Annotated in this window: 17 protein-coding genes; 11 read left to right on the top strand and 6 right to left on the bottom strand. The window is 73.4% G+C overall.

Annotation, left to right across the window (positions count from 1 at the left end; translation table 11 throughout):
- Window positions 1-26: 26 nt before the first annotated feature.
- The 5 genes from ABT158_RS21795 to ABT158_RS21775 all read left to right on the top strand — a co-directional run bounded on the left by ABT158_RS21795 (window position 27) and on the right by ABT158_RS21775 (window position 4,387).
- A complete protein-coding gene (locus ABT158_RS21795; RefSeq protein WP_352355967.1) occupies window positions 27-1,775 on the top strand; it encodes a bifunctional metallophosphatase/5'-nucleotidase in 1,749 nt (582 codons plus the stop codon).
- Between the two features lie 81 nt (window positions 1,776-1,856).
- On the top strand, window positions 1,857-2,231 hold the full coding sequence (locus ABT158_RS21790; protein WP_352355965.1) for a PadR family transcriptional regulator: 375 nt from the start codon (window positions 1,857-1,859) through the stop codon (window positions 2,229-2,231).
- A complete protein-coding gene (locus tag ABT158_RS21785) occupies window positions 2,228-3,181 on the top strand; it encodes a hypothetical protein (RefSeq protein WP_352355963.1) in 954 nt (317 codons plus the stop codon). The genes ABT158_RS21790 and ABT158_RS21785 overlap by 4 nt, the downstream gene beginning before the upstream one ends.
- Before the next feature lie 21 nt (window positions 3,182-3,202).
- Window positions 3,203-3,949, top strand: coding sequence for an alpha/beta fold hydrolase (locus ABT158_RS21780; RefSeq protein WP_352355961.1), 747 nt, complete (start codon window positions 3,203-3,205; stop codon window positions 3,947-3,949).
- 24 nt (window positions 3,950-3,973) lie between these two features.
- Window positions 3,974-4,387, top strand: a complete 414-nt coding sequence (locus ABT158_RS21775) for a cytidine/deoxycytidylate deaminase family protein (protein ID WP_352355959.1) — start codon at window positions 3,974-3,976, stop codon at window positions 4,385-4,387.
- A 49-nt stretch (window positions 4,388-4,436) separates the two neighbouring features.
- On the opposite strand, the gene gdhA is transcribed toward ABT158_RS21775, so the two are convergent.
- Complete coding sequence (gdhA, locus tag ABT158_RS21770) at window positions 4,437-5,780, bottom strand: NADP-specific glutamate dehydrogenase (protein WP_352355957.1); 1,344 nt, start codon at window positions 5,778-5,780, stop codon at window positions 4,437-4,439.
- A gap of 168 nt (window positions 5,781-5,948) precedes the next feature.
- Here gdhA and ABT158_RS21765 point away from each other — a divergent pair, with 168 nt between their 5' ends.
- Together ABT158_RS21765 and ABT158_RS21760 are read left to right on the top strand one after the other, a co-directional pair.
- A complete protein-coding gene (locus tag ABT158_RS21765) occupies window positions 5,949-6,188 on the top strand; it encodes a hypervirulence associated TUDOR domain-containing protein (RefSeq protein WP_352355955.1) in 240 nt (79 codons plus the stop codon).
- A complete protein-coding gene (locus ABT158_RS21760; RefSeq protein WP_352355953.1) occupies window positions 6,185-6,514 on the top strand; it encodes a DUF3140 domain-containing protein in 330 nt (109 codons plus the stop codon). The genes ABT158_RS21765 and ABT158_RS21760 overlap by 4 nt, the downstream gene beginning before the upstream one ends.
- Window positions 6,515-6,528: 14 nt before the next feature.
- Here ABT158_RS21760 and ABT158_RS21755 read toward each other — a convergent pair whose 3' ends face one another.
- The 4 genes from ABT158_RS21755 to ABT158_RS21740 form a co-directional block, all read right to left on the bottom strand.
- On the bottom strand, window positions 6,529-7,698 hold the full coding sequence (locus ABT158_RS21755; RefSeq protein ID WP_352355951.1) for an MFS transporter: 1,170 nt from the start codon (window positions 7,696-7,698) through the stop codon (window positions 6,529-6,531).
- Window positions 7,699-8,094: 396 nt separating this feature from the next.
- The gene (locus ABT158_RS21750) at window positions 8,095-8,787 is read right to left on the bottom strand and encodes a GNAT family N-acetyltransferase (protein ID WP_352355949.1); all 693 of its coding nucleotides are present in this window, start codon (window positions 8,785-8,787) and stop codon (window positions 8,095-8,097) included.
- Window positions 8,788-8,975: 188 nt separating this feature from the next.
- Window positions 8,976-9,389 carry an SRPBCC family protein gene (locus ABT158_RS21745; protein ID WP_352355947.1) on the bottom strand — a complete coding sequence of 138 codons (414 nt, stop codon included), beginning with the start codon at window positions 9,387-9,389 and terminating at the stop codon, window positions 8,976-8,978.
- A 49-nt stretch (window positions 9,390-9,438) separates the two neighbouring features.
- Window positions 9,439-10,515, bottom strand: a complete 1,077-nt coding sequence (locus tag ABT158_RS21740) for a hypothetical protein (protein ID WP_352355945.1) — start codon at window positions 10,513-10,515, stop codon at window positions 9,439-9,441.
- Between the two features lie 185 nt (window positions 10,516-10,700).
- On the opposite strand from ABT158_RS21740, the gene ABT158_RS21735 reads away from it, so the two are divergent.
- Complete coding sequence (locus tag ABT158_RS21735; protein WP_352355943.1) at window positions 10,701-11,636, top strand: threonine ammonia-lyase; 936 nt, start codon at window positions 10,701-10,703, stop codon at window positions 11,634-11,636.
- 11 nt (window positions 11,637-11,647) lie between these two features.
- On the opposite strand, the gene ABT158_RS21730 is transcribed toward ABT158_RS21735, so the two are convergent.
- Entirely contained in the window at window positions 11,648-12,544 is an 897-nt protein-coding gene (locus ABT158_RS21730) for a LysR family transcriptional regulator (protein ID WP_352355941.1), read from the bottom strand.
- Between the two features lie 105 nt (window positions 12,545-12,649).
- Between ABT158_RS21730 and ABT158_RS21725 the strand changes: the two genes are divergently transcribed.
- From ABT158_RS21725 to ABT158_RS21715, 3 genes are all read left to right on the top strand, one after another.
- Window positions 12,650-13,078, top strand: coding sequence for a hypothetical protein (locus ABT158_RS21725; protein WP_352355939.1), 429 nt, complete (start codon window positions 12,650-12,652; stop codon window positions 13,076-13,078).
- Window positions 13,071-14,681, top strand: a complete 1,611-nt coding sequence (locus ABT158_RS21720; RefSeq protein ID WP_352355937.1) for a multicopper oxidase family protein — start codon at window positions 13,071-13,073, stop codon at window positions 14,679-14,681. Before ABT158_RS21725 ends, ABT158_RS21720 begins: the two co-directional genes overlap by 8 nt.
- Window positions 14,682-14,744: 63 nt before the next feature.
- The gene (locus ABT158_RS21715) at window positions 14,745-16,004 is read left to right on the top strand and encodes an NAD(P)/FAD-dependent oxidoreductase (protein WP_352355935.1); all 1,260 of its coding nucleotides are present in this window, start codon (window positions 14,745-14,747) and stop codon (window positions 16,002-16,004) included.
- The last annotated feature ends 4 nt before the right edge of the window (window positions 16,005-16,008 follow it).

Raw genomic sequence — 16,008 nt, 5'->3', positions numbered from 1 at the left:
CTATATCCCCTTATTTAGGAGTATGCGTGTCTTCATTCCGTAAGTGGATCGTTGTCGCCTTAGGCGTCACTCTGGCCTCGTCCGCCTCACCGGCACTGGCCGCGCCCAAGCCCGTGGACGTGCAGTTGCTGTCGCTCACCGACTTCCACGGCTACATCACCCCGCAGAGCAACGCCGCCGACGGCACGATCAAGGACCCGCAGGGGAACACGCTGGTGGTGGGCGGCGCGCCGTACCTGGCGGCGCATCTCGACCGGCTCCGGCAAGGGCACGAGAACACGGTCACCTTCTCCAGCGGCGACAACTTCAGCGGCTGGCCCACCGAGGTGTCGTACCACGCCGACGAGCCCACGATCGAGTTCCTGAACAAGATCAAGGTGGAGTTCACCACGGTCGGGAACCACGAGCTGGACCGGTCCCTGGAGTTCCTGCGCGACCACATGGGCAAGGGGGAGTGCTTCGGCGAGGCCGGGCTCGACAGCTGCTTCACCGACTCCGACGGGCAGCCCTTCCACGGCGCCGACTTCGACATCTCCACGGCCAACATCACCATGAAGGGCGACACCCGCCCGGTGCTCCCGCCGTACGTGATCAAGCGGTTCCAGGGCATCCCCGTCGGGTTCATCAACCTGACCACGCCCACCACCGTGGACGGCTCCACCTCCTACCAGCCGTCGCTGGACAACCTGCCGCTGGTGGAGACGGCCAACAAGTACGCCGAGATCCTCAGGCGCCGCGGCGTCAAGGCCATCGTCGCCAACGTGCACGAGGGCGGCAAGGCCGGCGAGGACTACAGCGGCTGCGGCGACCAGAAGGCCGGGCCCATCTGGGACTTCGCCAAGAACGCCTCGCCCGACATCGACGCCATCGTCACGGGCCACTGGCACTGGTTCTTCAACTGCTCGATCCCCGACCCCGCGGGCAACCCCCGCCCGGTCGTCGAGGCCGCCAACCACGGCCGCCTCATCAGCGAGATCAACCTCAGGCTCGACCGCCGCACCCGCGACGTCATCAGGACCGCGACCACCGCGGCCAACCACCCGGTGACCCGCGACATCGCCCCCGACCCCGCCATGGTGAAGCTGGTCGACCACTGGAACGCCCTGCAGAAGGAGACCTACGCCAAGCCGTACGGGACCATCACCGGCGACCTCACCAGGACCCGCGACGCGACCGGGCAGAGCACGCTCGGCAACACCGTGGCCGACGTGGAGTACTTCGACTCCCAGCAGACCGAGGGCGGCAAGGCCGACCTGGCCATGGTGGCCGTGGCGCCCACCAAGGGCTCGAACTCGCTGCGCGGCGACCTGAGGTTCGCCAAGGGCGCCAACGCCGCCGACGCCGACGGCAAGGTGCTCATGGGCGAGTCGTGGGCCGCCTGGGGTTACGCCAACCCGGTGGTCACCGTGTCGGTCAAGGGCTCGCAGCTTGAGCAGGCCCTGGAGCAGCAGTGGCAGACGCAGGCCGACGGCACCGTGAAGTTCGCCCCGCTGGCCGTGTCGAAGAACGTGCGCTTCTCCTACTCCCCGAACCGGCCCGTGGGCGACCGGATCAACCCCGCCGACGTGGTCGTCAACGGCCGGCCGCTCGACACCGGCCGGACCTACCGGCTCGCGGCGCTGGCGTACACGCTGCTCGGCGCCGACGGCTACACCGCCTTCGCCGGGTACACCGACGCGGTCCGCGGCAGCCGCGACTACGAGGCCATGCGGGCCTACCTGCGACAGGGCCCGCTGACCCCGCCCGCCCTGGACCGCGCGGTGGCCCTGCCGTAGTGCTCCGGGGCGCGGGCGGCCGCGCGGCTCCCCGCGCCCTGGAGTTGCGGCATGCTCCGATCATCGGTATATATCGTCGGTATGACTTCCAGAGCGATGCAGGAACCGACGTTCCTCATCCTGACCGCGCTCGCGGCCGGGCCGCAGCACGGCTACGGCATCATCACCGACGTCGTGCGGATCTCCGGCGAGCGGGTGCGGCTGCGGGCCGGCACCCTCTACGCCGCCCTCGACCGGCTCCAGGCCGAAGGGCTGGTGGCGGCCGAGGGGGAGGAGGTCGTCGACGGGCGGGCGCGGCGCTACTACCGGCTGACGTCCGACGGCGAGCTCCGGCTCGCGGCCGAGGCGGAGCAGTTGCGGCGCAACGCCGACACGGCCACGGCCCGGCTGCGCGGCCTGCCGGGGGCGTTCGGCGGGCCGTCCGTGGCGTTCGGCGGGCCGGGGAGGTCGTCGTGACGTCCCTGGAACGGCGTTGCCGGCGGCTGCTCGCCCGGTGGTACCCGGCCGAGCACCGCGCCCTGCACGAGGAGGAGATGGTCGCGGTGCTGCTGGCGGGCGCGCGGCCCGGCCAGGCACGGCCCGGCGTGCGCGACACCTTCGACCTGGTGCGGGGCGGCCTGACGATCCGGGTGCGGCGCGGGGCGGGCGCCCAGTGGCGGGCGGCGGTCGACGTCGCCGCCCTCCTCGTGCCCGTCGCGCTGCTGCTCGGCGCGCTCGCGCGAGCCGTCACGTTCGGAGCGGCGGCCTGGCAGCCGCCCTTCGCGGACGACGAGCTCCGGCAGTTCCTGCGCATCCTCACCTTCGCCCTGCCGTACGCGGTCGTGGTGCTGCTGGCCTGGCGCGGGCGGGCCGGTGCGGCGGCGGCCTGCGCGTGGGCGTACGCGCTGGTGATCCTCGGGGAGCACGTGTGGGGCAGCGTGTCCGCGTCGGTCACCTACACCGTGGTCGGCGACGGGGTGCTGCTGATCGGGGGCGTGCCGGTCGACGTCGGCGGGATGGCGATGTCGGCGCTGCCGCTGGTCCTGTGCGGGGCGATGCTGCTCCTCGCGCCGTCTCCCGGGCCCGGTCCGCTGGGCGGCCGGCGGCTGCTGTGGTGGATGGCCGTGCTCTTCGGCGGCGCGGTCGCCGGGGCGGCGATCTCGTCCCGGTGGGCCTATCCGCCCGTGTGGGCGCTGGCCGTGGTGGCCGCGGGGGTGGCGCTGCGGTCGCCGGTCGGGCGCCGCGCGCTGGTCGTGCTGCTGCCGATGGTCGGCGTCTACGTGGGCGGGCTGCCCGGGGCCGGCCACCTGCTGAACGCGGTGGTGCTGGGGGCGCTGGCGGCCGTGGTGCTGGGCGTGACGGCCTGGATGGCCAGGGTCGCCGGAAAAGCCCCGGCGCCGTCTCGCGTGGGACAAACCGGTCAGTGAATGACTGGTAACGTCTGCGCGATGACGATTTCTCATGACGTGGCAGGCGACGGACCGGCACTGCTCCTCCTGCACGCGGGGGTCTGCGACCGGCGCATGTGGGACCCCCAGTGGGAGGCCCTGATCGCCGCCGGGTTCCGGGTGGTCCGGTGCGACCTGCGCGGCTTCGGGCAGAGCCCGCTGCCCACCGAGCCGTACAGCAACTCCGGCGACGTGCTGAGCCTGCTCGACAGCCTGGGCATCGACCGGTTCTTCCTGGTCGGCTGCTCCTACGGCGGGAAGGTGGCGCTGGAGGTCGCCGCGAGCAGCCCCGAGCAGGTGGAGGCGCTGGTCCTGCTCTCGGCCGCCCTGCCCTGGCGGGAGCCGAGCGCCGAGCTGCGCGCGGTCGGCGAGCGCGAGGACGCGCTGGTCGAGGCGGGCGACCTGGCGGGCGCCGCGCAGCTGATGGTCGACCGCTGGCTGGGCCCCGACGCCGACGAGAAGGCCGGGCGGGCCGTGCACGAGATGCAGCTGCGCGCCTACGAGCTCCAGCTCGCCGAGGGCGTCGTCGGCCCGGTCAAGGTCCAGGTGGACCCGGCGGCCGTGACGATGCCGTGCCTGGCCGTGTCGGGCGCTCACGACGTCGCCGACTTCCGGCACACCGAGGCCGACCTGCCCGCCGTCCGCAACGTCGAGCTGCCCTGGGCGGCCCACCTGGCGAGCATGGAACGGCCGGCCGAGGTCACCGAGCTGATCGTCGGGTTCCTGCGCGAGCAGACCCGCGCCTGACGCGCCAGACCACGAGGAGGGGCAATGAGCCGGCACGTCGACAGCGAACTCGTCCAGGCCGCCGCGGAGGTCGCCCGCACCCGCTGCCGGGGTGACAACCACACCATGGCGGCCGCCGCGCGCGCCCGCGACGGGCGGATCGTCACGGCGGTGAACGCCTACCACTTCACCGGCGGGCCCTGCGCCGAGCTGGTCATCATCGGCGCGGCGGCCGCCCAGGGCGCGTACGAGCTGGACACGATCGTCGCGGTGGGGGACCGGGAGCGCGGGGTCGTCCCGCCGTGCGGCCGTTGCCGTCAGGTCCTGCTGGACTACTTCCCGGCCCTCCAGGTCATCGTGGGCGACGGCGACCACCTCCGTACGGTCCCCGTCACCGACCTGCTGCCCGAGACCTACGTCTGGGCCGACCACCAGCTGCCTCCCAGTACCCCGGCCTGACCTCTCGCGCATGCCGCGCCGGAGGGGGCAGGCCGGGGTGCCGGCGTGGTCAGATGAGGCCCAGCGCGAGCATGGCGTCGGCGACCCGGCGGAAGCCGTCGATGTTGGCGCCGGCCACGTAGTTGCCCGGCATGCCGTACTCGTCGGCGGTCTGCAGGCAGCGGCCGTGGATGTCCTGCATGATCTCCTGGAGGCGGAGCTCGGAGAACTCGAACGTCCAGGAGTCGCGGCTGGCGTTCTGCTGCATCTCCAGCGCGCTGGTGGCCACCCCGCCCGCGTTGGCCGCCTTGCCCGGCCCGAACGCGACGCCCGCCTCCAGGAACACCTTGATGCCCTCCGGCGTGGTCGGCATGTTGGCCCCCTCGCCGACCGCGACCAGGCCGTTGTCCACCAGGAACGCGGCGTCCCGGCCGGTGATCTCGTTCTGCGTGGCGGACGGCATCGCCACCTCGCAGGGCACCTCCCACACGCTGCGGTCCGGGACGAAGACGGCCTGCTCGCCCCGGCGCTCGGCGTACGTCTCCAGGCGGCCCCGCTCGACCTGCTTGACCTGCTTGAGCAGGTCGAGGTCGATGCCCTTCTCGTCGAGCACGTAGCCGGAGGAGTCGGAGCAGGCCACCACGACGCCGCCGAGCTGCTCGATCTTCTCGATCGTGTAGACGGCCACGTTGCCGGAGCCCGACACGACGACCCGCTTGCCGTCGAACGACGTGCCGCGGGCCTTGAGCATCTCCTCCACGAAGAACGTGCAGCCGTAGCCGGTGGCCTCGGTGCGTACCTGGGCGCCGCCGTAGACCAGGCCCTTGCCGGTGATCACGCCGGATTCGTAGCGGTTGGTGATGCGCTTGTACTGGCCGAACAGGTAGCCGATCTCACGCCCGCCGACGCCGATGTCACCGGCCGGGACGTCGGTGTACTCGCCGATGTGCCGGTAGAGCTCGGTCATGAAGCTCTGGCAGAAGCTCATCACCTCGCGGTCGGAGCGGCCCTTGGGATCGAAGTCCGAGCCGCCCTTGCCGCCGCCGATGGGCAGGCCGGTCAGGCCGTTCTTGAAGATCTGCTCGAACCCGAGGAACTTCACGATGCCCAGGTAGACCGACGGGTGGAAGCGCAGGCCGCCCTTGTACGGCCCGAGCGCGCTGTTGAACTCCACCCGGAAGCCGCGGTTGATCTGCACCTCGCCCCGGTCGTCCAGCCACGGCACGCGGAAGATGATCTGCCGCTCGGGCTCGCAGATCCGCTCTATGATCTTCGATTCGGCGTACTCGGGATGCTTGCCGAGAACTGGGCCGATGCTTTCGAGCACCTCGCGCACGGCCTGGTGGAACTCGACCTCGCCGGGGTTCCGGCGCAGGACGTTGTCGTAGGTCGACGACAGTTTCTCGTGCAACAAGGGCTCCCTACATCACTGGTGCGATCCTGCTCACTTTACGATTCGGCCACGCGTGAGCAGCAGCCGCCCCGCCCCGAGGACGCCGGCCCCGGCCCCGGGACGGCGCCGGTAAAGGAAGGTTTGCCCGCCCGGCCGAGTGCGGGAGGGCGGTGGGGTAGCGCGGATCCTATGACCGGCAAGCGCAAGGACGATCCGTCCGTGGGTGACGAGGTCTCCTGGAAGAGCCACGGGTCCACGGCCCGCGGCAAGGTGGAGAAGAAGATCACCAAGAGGACGAAGGAGGCCGGCCGTACCGTGGCGGCCTCGCCCGACGACCCGCAGTACGTCGTGCGCAGCGACAAGAGCGGGCGCGAGGCCGTGCACAAGCCGTCCGCCCTGCGCAAGGGCAAGGGCAAGGACGCCGAGTGAGCGACGACCGGGACGTGGCGGCCGAGTTCGGCCAGGCCGTCAACATGACCGCGCACGAGCTGGAACGCTGGCTGGACACCGAGGAGTCGAAGGAGGTCGGCCAGAAGCAGGACGGCGGCGGCGAGTCGACCGGCCACGCCTCCGGCCGCGAGATCGTCCGGCTCCTGCGCAAGGGCAGGTCCTCCTGGACCGGCCACGACTACGAGCACATGACCAAGGTGATCGGCTACATCCACCGGCACCTGGCGCAACGCCCGTCCGGTGACGTCCGGGAGACCCGGTGGCGCCACTCGCTGATGAACTGGGGGCACGACCCGCTCAAGTGAGCGGCGTTCGCTGCTCAGTCGTCGTGGGCGATGAGCATGAGCTGCCGCCACAGCAGCACCACGAACACCGCCGAACCGGCGAAGGCGAACCAGAAGGGCGCCGCGACGCCGAACCGGGTGGCCAGCACGCCGCCGATCAGCGAGCCGACCACCAGGCCGGCGTAGACGCAGACGGTGTTGACGCTGCCCACCCGTCCCTGCAGCTCCTGCGGGACCGCGCGCTGACGGACGGTGCCCGAGGTGGTGCCCCAGATGAAGGCGTGCGCGCCGAAGACCAGGAAGATGGCTCCGGCGACCCACGGCGAATGCGTCAGGGCCAGGCCCAGGTGGGTGAACGTCTCGATGATGAGCCCGATCCGCATCAGCGCGCCGAGGCTGACCCTGCGGGTGAGCGTCCCGTACAGGCCGGTGCCGATCAGGCCGCCGATCCCGCCGATGGTGGTCATCAGGCCGAACCCCATCGCGCCGAGGCCGAGCTGTTCCTGGGTGTAGAGGACGAGCACCGACCAGGCCGCGCCGAAGGTGAAGTTGAAGATCAGGATGGTGAGCGCCAGCGTGCGGACCGCCGGGTGCCGCACGGTCCAGCTGAACCCGGCGACGAGCTCGCGCACGGTGTTCGGACGCGGCGCGCCGTCCGGCCGGGCCCGCGGCGGCAGCGCGATCCGGGAGACCAGAACCATCCCCGCCAGCACCAGGAGCAGCTGGCTCGCGAACGGCCAGGTGAGGCCCAGTCCGAACAGCGCCGCGCCGATCGGCGGCCCGGCCAGCTGGTTGAGCGTGATGAACCCGGTGCCGAGGCGCGCGTTGGCGACGATCAGGTCGTCCCTGGAGACCATCATCGGCGTCAGCGTGGACGTCGCGTTGTCGGCGAACACCTCGGCGATGGACCGGAGTGTGAGCGCCGCCAGCGCCGTCGCCACGGTCACGGTGCCGGTCGCCATGAGCACGACGAGCGCCGCCAGCACCACGGCGCGCACGGCGTTCGCGACCAGCACGATCCTGCGGCGGTCGTACCGGTCGGACAGGACGCCGGCGTACAGGCTGAACGCCAGCGGCGGCGCCCAGCTCACCAGGGCGGACAGCGAGATCATCAGCGGGTCGCGGGTGAGCGTCGCGATCAGCAGCGGGCCGGCGGCGGCCGCGATCCCGTCACCGAGATTCGTCAGCCAGCTCGACGCCAGCAACCATCGGAACCCTGTCCCCAACCGGGCCGGCAGGACCCGTTCCACGACTGTGACCACGAGCGCAAAACCATACGTTTCGCCGAGCGTCCGGGCAACGCGTTTTCCACCAGGCCCGGAGCACCCACCCAGGGCCGCCCGGTCCGCCCCGAGCCGCCCCGACCCCGGGCCACCCTGGGGGCCACCCCGGGCCACCCCGGGCCACCCCGGGCCGTCGCGGGCCGCGCCGGGGGCCGGAAGCTTCGTGCCCGCCCCGAAGCCGTCACGGGCGTGCGGGAGACGGAGGCGTCACCGGGGCCGTCACGGGGTGCGGGACCTGGGGCGGTCACGGGGTGCGGGACCCGGGGGCGTCACGGGGGCCGTCAGGGGGTGCGGGACTCGGGGACGTCACCGGGGTCGTCAGGGGGTGCGGAAGCCGCGGAAGGTCACGGTTGTGCGGGTTCGGAAGCCGAGCCGCTCGTAGAGGGCGATCGCGCCGGTGTTCGCCTCGGCCACGTGCAGGAACGGACGCTCGCCGCGGGCCGTGATCCGCGAGACGAGTGCGCCGACCAGGCGGCCCGCGTGCCCCCGGCCGCGCGCCTCGGGCGCGGTGCACACGGCGCTGATCTCGGTCCAGCCCGGCGGCCGCAGCCGCTCGCCCGCCATCGCCACCAGCTTCCCGCCGTCGAAGACGCCGAGGTAGGCGCCCATCTCGCGGGTACGCGCCCAGAACGGCCCCGGTCGCGTCCTGGCGACGAGGTCGAGCATGTGCGGGACGTCGTCCGCGCCCAGTTCGGTGACGTCGCCGGGCGCGGTGGGGACGCGGTCGCCGCCGTCCCAGACCAGCTGGCGGCCGTCGAGGGCGAACACCGGTTCCCAGTCGGGCGGCGGGGTCGCCGGGGAGCTGAACAGGTCGGCCAGCTCGCGCGGCCCGAGCAGCCGGGCCAGGTCGGCCCACGCCCGCTCGTCCGGCTCGGCCGGGACCGAGGAGAAGGTCGCCACCTCCGCCTGGTACGTGGCCGCCGCGCCGAGCCGCCGGGCGAGGTGCGCGTGACGGCCGCGCAGTGACGCGCCTACCGGGTCGTCGAGCGGGGTGGCGTCGCGGTCCGCCATCGTGGTGTGCGCCTCTCGGGGTGGTACGGGAGAGCCGGGCTGGAGGGACGGGGGCATCCGGCGCCGGTCATCCTAGTGACCCCGCCACAGTGCCTTGTGCCGGGCCCTTCGCCGGGCCCCACGCCGGGGGGTTCTGTGCCGGGCGCCGTGCCCGGCCCCGTGCGGGGCAGCGGTGGGTCGGTGGTGGGTCAGTGGGGGGACGTGGCTTCGATTGCCTGTTTCATCTCGGCCGCGCCGTACCGCATCCGCTGGCCGACCTCGGCGGCTCGCGCGTCGGGCAGCACGTCGGTGATCCAGATCAGCCGACCGGCCTCCTCACCCTCCGGACGGACCTCGAAGGAGGCGTGATGGTGGGCCAGCGGCGGCCGCGCGCCCTCGACGACCGCGTAGGCCAGGCGGCGGGCGTCGTCGTCGATCGCCACGATCAGCTCGCGGATCACGTGCCCGTCGGGGAACGTCAGGAACCGCTGGTCGCCGTCCAGCCTGGTGTCCTCGACACGGCCCGGGAGCAGCCGTTCGTGCACGGCTCCGACGTCACGCAGGACATCCCAGATGTGGTCGGGGGCGGCGTCGATGACGACTTCGTGCCGGATGGAGGCCATGGGGGTAATCCTTTTGTTTACGTACTTCATTATGAAGTACTTCGCTATGTTAGCGAACGTCCCAGTCCTCCCTTCGTGGTGGGTAGGCGAAGGTCTGGTGGTGGGCCCAGTCGCCGCGCACGACGCGGTAGTCGTGCGCCGCCTCGCTGGCGGGGTGGTCGGGGCCCACGTCGACCCGGTCGGCGACCGACCAGACGCCGTTGATCCGGTGCTCCACGGTGTAGAGGAACTCGTTGAACCCCGAGTCGGACACGCACGTGTTGACGACCGTGAGCGCCCGCCGGCCCGCCGTCAGCCCCGGCGGGAGATCGACGATCTGGTTCCGCCACTTGTGGACGGCGTCCTCCAGCAACGGCCGCCACCGCGCCGCGGGCACGCCGTCCAGGGTGATGGTCGCGTCCTGCAGGCCGACGCCGGCGTCGAGCCGGCGGATCAGCCGTACGCCGGTGTTGGCCGGGCTGACGCTCACGGTGAACCGGCTCGACCCGCCGCGGGGGAACGCGCGACCGTCGTCGGTGACGATCTGGCCGGAGTCCACGGTCTGGCCGGAGTCCACGGTCTGGCCGGACGCGCCTTCGGGTCGCGGCTCGGGCCGTCCCGTCAGCCGCAGGGCGACGACGACGGCCAGGGCCAGCGCGGCGGCCACCGGCACGGCGATCCCGGCGAGCAGGACAGCCCGCCGCGGCCCGCCGCCAGCCGCCTGCGGGCCGCAGGCCGCCCGCGGCCTGCCAGACGCGTGCATGCCGCCGGACCCCTGTGGGTCGTCGGACGCCGCCGGGCCGCGATCGTCCCAGGAACCGGCGGGCAGCCGGCTGATCCGCACCCGGTCCCAGGCCCGCTCCCACGCGGGCAGCTGCTGCTCGGGCACGCGGCACCCCCGCAGGAACGCCACCATGACCGCCTTCTTGGGAAAGCGCCGACCGGCCAGCATGTCCGCGCACGTGCTGCGCGGCAACCGGGCGCCGCCCGACCTGTCGGCCCGCGCCTGCAACTCCCGCAGCGACACGTCGGCCCGGGCGAACTGCTCGGCCAGCAGCCTCACCAGGTCCTCGTGACAGGTCACCGACTCCGGCCCGGTGGCCTCCGCGGCGCCCGGCGGCGGCCCGCCGCCGTGGACCTCGCTCATCGCTCCCCACCCCGCCCTCTCTTGACCGGGCCGTAAGGCCACGCAGACCAGCGACAGAAAGTGTACGGACGGTCGCGCCGCGTGTCCGGGTTCTCATGGCCCGGCTGTTGCTACGCTCCTGTGCCGTGCGGGAGACGCGGCTCGACACTGCTCGGATCCGGGCGGCACGCCCGATGATCGACCCTATGTTCCTCGACACGCCGCTGTTCCCCTGCCCGGGGCTGGAGCCCCACCTCGGGTGCGCGGTGAGCGTCAAGCTGGAGACGGCGAACCCGGTGCGCAGCTTCAAGGCCCGCGGCACGGAGCTGGTCGCGAGCCTGCTCGCCGACGGCGGCGCGCGGGCCGTGGTGTGCGCCAGCGCGGGCAACCTCGGCCAGGCCCTCGCCTGGTCCGGCCGCCGCCGGGGGCTCGACGTCACCGTCGTGGCCCCGCGCTCCGCCCCCGCCGCCAAGCTCGACCGCATCCGCGCCCTGGACGCCGGGCTGGAGCTCGTGGACGGCGACTTCGACCTGGCCCGCGAGCGGGCGGCGGCCATGGCCGGGCACCACGGCATCCGGCTGGTCGAGGACAGCCTCGACGTCGAGACCTGCGAGGGCGCGGCGACCATCGGCCTGGAACTGGCCGGGGCTGTGGCCAGGGCTGGGGCCGGGGCCGTGTCGCCGTACGACGCCGTGCTGATCGCTCTCGGCGGCGGGGCGCTGGCCACCGGGGTGGGGCACGTCCTGAAGGAGCTCGCGCCCGGCGTCGAGGTGATCTGCGTCCAGCCGCTGGGCGCGCCCGCGATGACCCGCTCGTGGCGGCGGCGGCGCGTCGTCACCACCGGCCCGACCCGCACCATCGCCGACGGCGTCGCGGGGCGGCGTCCGATCCCGGCCGTCCTGGACGACCTCCTCGTGGTCGCCGACGACGCCGTCCTGGTGCGGGAGGAGTCGATCGTGGCCGGCATGCGGCTGCTCCTCGACCACGCCGGCCTGGTCGTGGAGCCGTCGGCCGCGCTGGGCGTCGCGGCGATCCTCGAAGACCGCGACCGCTTCGCCGGCCGGCACGTGGTCACCATCGTCTGCGGCGCCAACGTCGACATGGACGCCTACCGCCGCTGGATCGGCGCACCCCCGCCGTAGACCACGACCGCTCAGCGTTTCTCCTGGGGTTCGCCGGCCAGCCAGTCCCAGCTGGTGATGGTGGTGCGCATCAGGCGGGCGGCGGTGGACAGGTGGCTGTCGGCGCCCCAGAACAGGGTGAGCGTGCGGCGGCAGTCGGGGTCGTCGACGTCCACCCAGGCCAGCGGGGCGCGGGTGGTGGAGCGGCGGGCGAGGGACGGGACGAGCCCGATGCCGAGCCCCGTGCTGATCAGGTCGGCGATGGCGCTGGGCTCGTCGCCCTCGCAGACGATCCGCGGCGTGCGGCCCCTGGCGGCGAAGAGCCGGTCGAGCAGCCGGCGTTGCCAGTGTCCCTTGCGGGCGGTGACGAAGGGCTGGTCGGCCAGGTCGTCGATGGTCACCGACGTACGGCCGGCCAGCGGGTGGTCGAGCGCGGTGGCCAGCCCGACCGGCTCGTCCAGCAGTTCGGCCGCCTCCAGCCCGTCGGCGTGGATCGGCTGGGAGGCGACGCACAGGTCGAACTCCTGGGCGCGCAGGCGGCGGGTCATGTCGTCGGCGGGGGCCCAGTGGAGCTCGATCTCGGCGGCGGGGTGGGCGCGCTTGTAGGCCGCGAGCGGCCCGGTGAGGGTCAGGAAGGTCTCCGAGGCCAGGCGTACGGTGCCGAACCCCTCGGCGGCCTCGGCGACGGCTCGCCGTCCGGCGTCGAGCTCGCCGAGCGCCCGTTCGACGAAGCCGCGGAACAGCGCGCCGGCGCCGTTCAGGCGGAGCCGGCCGCCGCGGTCGAACAGCGGCGTGCCCAGCTCGCTCTCCAGGCGGGCGATCGTCCGGCTCAGGGACGGCTGCGCGACGCGCAGCTCCTCGGCGGCGGCGCTGAGGTGTTCGAGCCGGGCCACCACCAGGAACTGGCGGAGTGCGTTCAGATCCATCATGCCTCCCAACGCATAACACCATAGCAATATAGATCTTGGACAAGATAACTCAGGAGCCATAGCGTCGGAGGCGTTCCATCAGGACGGACATGAGGAGGACCCTCGATGCTCAGCGTGGTCGACGGACCGCGAGCCGATGCCGCGCGCCGCACGGCACCCGTGGGCTGGACGTTGCGGGCGACGGTCAGCGCCCACATGGTGGCGATCGCCGGGCAGCCGGTGTTCGCCGGCGTCTACCTGACCGGCGACTACGACAGCCTGCGCTGGCACTCCCTCGGCGCCGACGTGGTCACCTCCATCGGCTACCTGCAGCTGATCGTGACGATCGTGGTGTGGGCGCGCCTGCGCCGCAGCGGGCCGTTCCTGGCCACGGCGGCGGTGGTGGCGGCCGAGACGGCGCAGTACTTCGCCGGGCTCGACGGCGCGCTGTGGCTGCACATCCCGCTGGGGGTGGCGACCGTCGCCGCGCTCACGGTGCAGTTCATCGACGTCTGGCGCCGCCCCTTCCCGCGTCGGGCGGCCCGCGATGCCTGAGCTCGACCGGCCGGCGCGCGGCGTGACCAGGCGGCAGGCGCTCGGCATCGGCGGCGCGCTCGGGCTGATGGCGGCCACCGGGCTCGGCGCCTCGGCCGCGATGGCCCGGCGGCCCTCGATCACCGGCGCCGAGCTGCGCAGCGAGCTGCCGCTGCCGCCGCCGTTCCAGGTGCCGCTGCCGATCCCCGCCGTGCTGGCGCCGTCGGGCACCTCGGGCGGCGCCGACCGTTACGAGATCGTCCAGCGCGAGACGACCCTGGAGATCCTGCCCGGCGTGCGGACCCGGGCCTGGACGTACGGGGGCACCTTCCCCGGGCCGACCATCGAGGCGCGCCGGGGCCGGCCGATCACCGTGACGCACCGCAACGACCTGCCCGTGCCGACCGTCGTCCACCTGCACGGGGGACGCACCCCGGCCGCCTCCGACGGCTACCCGACCGACCTCGTGCTGCCCGAGGGCTGGACGGAGCCCACCATGCACATGGCGCACGGCTCCGGCATGGGGAACATGCGCGACCCCCGGGCCGTGCTGAGCAGGCGGACCAGGGACTACACCTTCCCGCTTGACCAGCGGCCGACGCTGCTGTGGTACCACGACCACCGGATGGACTTCACCGCCCCCGCGATCTGGCGCGGCCTGGCCGGGATGCAGATCGTCCGCGACGACGCCGAGCAGGCGCTCGGCCTGCCCGCCGGGCCGCGCGAGCTGCCGCTCATGATCGCCGACCGGGCGTTCACCGCCGAGGGCGAGCTCGCCTACCCCGCCCTCGACCCCACCCTGCGGGAGCGGCCGGGCGTGCTCGAACCGTACCTGGCCGGGGTGCTCGGCGACGTGATCCTGGTCAACGGCGCCCCCTGGCCCGTCCACGAGGTGGACGCGGCCCGCTACCGGCTGCGCCTGCTGAACGCCTCCAACGCCCGCCACTACGAGCTCGAAGCCGTGCTCGACGACGGGCGGCGGCTCGACCTCGTGCAGATCGGCGCGGACCAGGGTCTGCTCGCGTCCCCCGTCACCCACCAGGTCCTGCCGATCGCGCCGGCCGAGCGCTACGACGTGATCGTGGACTTCGCCCGCGTCCCGGTCGGCGGGCGCGTCCGGATCGTCAACCGGCTCGGCTCAGGCCGTACCCGGGACGTGATGGCCTTCCGGGTCGCGCGCGCCGCGGCCGACGACAGCCGGGTCCCGCGCGTGTTGTCCACCGACCTGCCGGAGTGGCGGCGGGCGGACGCCGTACGGGTGCGCGAGCTGTCCTTCCGCGCCGGCCGGATGCACGACGGCCGCGGCTGGCTGATCGGCGGGCTGCCGTTCGACCCCGCCCGCTCCGACGTCACCGTGGGCCTCGGCGACGTCGAGGTGTGGCGGATGGTCGCCGACGTCCACCACCCGGTCCACCTGCACCTGGTCGGCTTCCGGGTGCTCGCGCGCAGCGGCCGGCCGCCGTTGCCCCATGACGCGGGGCTGAAGGACACCGTCTCCCTGCGTCCGGGCGAGTCGGTGGAGATCATCACCCGGTTCGACGGCTACCGCGGCCGCTACCTCTTCCACTGCCACAACGCCGAGCACGAGGACATGGCCATGATGGCCAACCTCCAGGTGGTCTGACACCCCGCGTCAACCTCCAGATGCCCTCGTGCCACCCCGGTCCCGTTCACAAGGAGCGTCCCCATGCCCGCCGATCCCGGCATCGTCATCATCGGCGCCAGCCTCGCCGGCGCCCAGGCCGCGCGGGCCCTGCGGCTCGACCACGGCTACGACGGGCCGCTCACGCTCGTCGGCGACGAGCACCACCTGCCCTACCAGCGCCCCGCGCTGTCCAAGGGCTACCTGCTGGGCACCACCGAGGCCGCCGAGCTCGACGTCCTGGACCCGCGGTTCTACGCCGCCCAGGACGTCGCCCTCGCCCTGGGCGCCCCCGCCACCCTGCTCGACCTCGACGGCCGGCGGGTGAAGCTGGGGCGCAACGTGGAGCTGCCGTTCGGGCAGGTGCTGATCGCCACCGGCGCCCGCCCGCGCCGCCTGCGGGTGCCGGGCGCCGACCTCGACGGCGTCCACCACCTGCGCGACCGCGAGGACAGCGAACGTCTCGGCGCGGCCCTGCGCGCGGCCTCCGCCGTCGTCGTGGTCGGCGCCGGCTGGCTCGGCTGCGAGGTCGCCGCGGCCGCCCGCGCGCTCGGCGTGCGCACGACCGTCGTGGACCCGCTGCCCACGCCGCTCTACCACGTGCTGGGCGACCGGATCGGCGGCGCCGTCGCCCGCCGGCACCTCGACCACGGCGTGGAGCTGCTCACCGGCGACGGCGTCGAGGCCGTGCTCGGGACGCGCTCGGTCGAGGCGGTGCGCACGGTCGCCGGGCGGCGCGTCCCGGCCGACCTCGTCGTGGTCGCCGTGGGCGCCGTCCCGCGCACCGAGCTGGCCGAGGCGGCGGGGCTGCGCGTGGACGGCGGCATCGTCACCGACGGCCACCTGCGCACCTCGCACCCGGCCGCGCTGGCCGCCGGCGACGTCGCCCGCCACCGGCACCCGCGCTACCTCAAACCGGTCCGGATCGAGCATTGGGACAACGCCGTCGTCCACGGGACCGCCGCCGCGGCCACGCTGGTGGGCGAGCCGGTCGTCATCGACCACGTCCCGTACTTCTTCTCCACGCAGTACGGGTCCACGCTCGAATACGTCGGCCTGCCCACCACCTCCGACCGCGTCGTCACCAGGGGCGAGCCGGGGGAGCCCGGGTTCACCGCCTTCTGGCTCGACCGCGGCGTCCCGGTGGCCGCCCTGACCATGGACGGCCAGATGGACGGCCAGGACGCCGCCGGCCACCTCCGGGCCCTGGTCGCCGCCGGGCACACCGCCGATCCGCGCCGGCTGGCCGACCCCGGCGTCCCGATGGCGCAGCTCCTGCCGCACACCCCCACCGGCGTCTCGTGAACGG

Origin of the sequence: Nonomuraea sp. NPDC001636 (genome assembly GCF_040298265.1) — a bacterium.
In the GTDB taxonomy this organism is placed as follows: Bacteria; Actinomycetota; Actinomycetes; order Streptosporangiales; family Streptosporangiaceae; genus Nonomuraea.
Note: the sequence above shows the minus strand (reverse complement) of the source record. Positions and strands in the feature narration are given on the sequence as shown.

Bases quoted from the DNA above. Each gene is read 5' to 3' on its own strand.
- ABT158_RS21790 (WP_352355965.1), top strand. From the start codon at position 1,857: ATGACTTCCAGAGCGATGCAGGAACCGACGTTCCTCATCCTGACCGCG.
- ABT158_RS21780 (WP_352355961.1), top strand. From the start codon at position 3,203: ATGACGATTTCTCATGACGTGGCAGGCGACGGACCGGCACTGCTCCTC.
- ABT158_RS21775 (WP_352355959.1), top strand. From the start codon at position 3,974: ATGAGCCGGCACGTCGACAGCGAACTCGTCCAGGCCGCCGCGGAGGTC.
- ABT158_RS21765 (WP_352355955.1), top strand. From the start codon at position 5,949: ATGACCGGCAAGCGCAAGGACGATCCGTCCGTGGGTGACGAGGTCTCC.
- ABT158_RS21750 (WP_352355949.1), bottom strand. From the start codon at position 8,787: ATGGCGGACCGCGACGCCACCCCGCTCGACGACCCGGTAGGCGCGTCA.
- ABT158_RS21745 (WP_352355947.1), bottom strand. From the start codon at position 9,389: ATGGCCTCCATCCGGCACGAAGTCGTCATCGACGCCGCCCCCGACCAC.
- ABT158_RS21740 (WP_352355945.1), bottom strand. From the start codon at position 10,515: ATGAGCGAGGTCCACGGCGGCGGGCCGCCGCCGGGCGCCGCGGAGGCC.
- ABT158_RS21735 (WP_352355943.1), top strand. From the start codon at position 10,701: ATGTTCCTCGACACGCCGCTGTTCCCCTGCCCGGGGCTGGAGCCCCAC.
- ABT158_RS21730 (WP_352355941.1), bottom strand. From the start codon at position 12,544: ATGATGGATCTGAACGCACTCCGCCAGTTCCTGGTGGTGGCCCGGCTC.
- ABT158_RS21725 (WP_352355939.1), top strand. From the start codon at position 12,650: ATGCTCAGCGTGGTCGACGGACCGCGAGCCGATGCCGCGCGCCGCACG.
- ABT158_RS21720 (WP_352355937.1), top strand. From the start codon at position 13,071: ATGCCTGAGCTCGACCGGCCGGCGCGCGGCGTGACCAGGCGGCAGGCG.
- ABT158_RS21715 (WP_352355935.1), top strand. From the start codon at position 14,745: ATGCCCGCCGATCCCGGCATCGTCATCATCGGCGCCAGCCTCGCCGGC.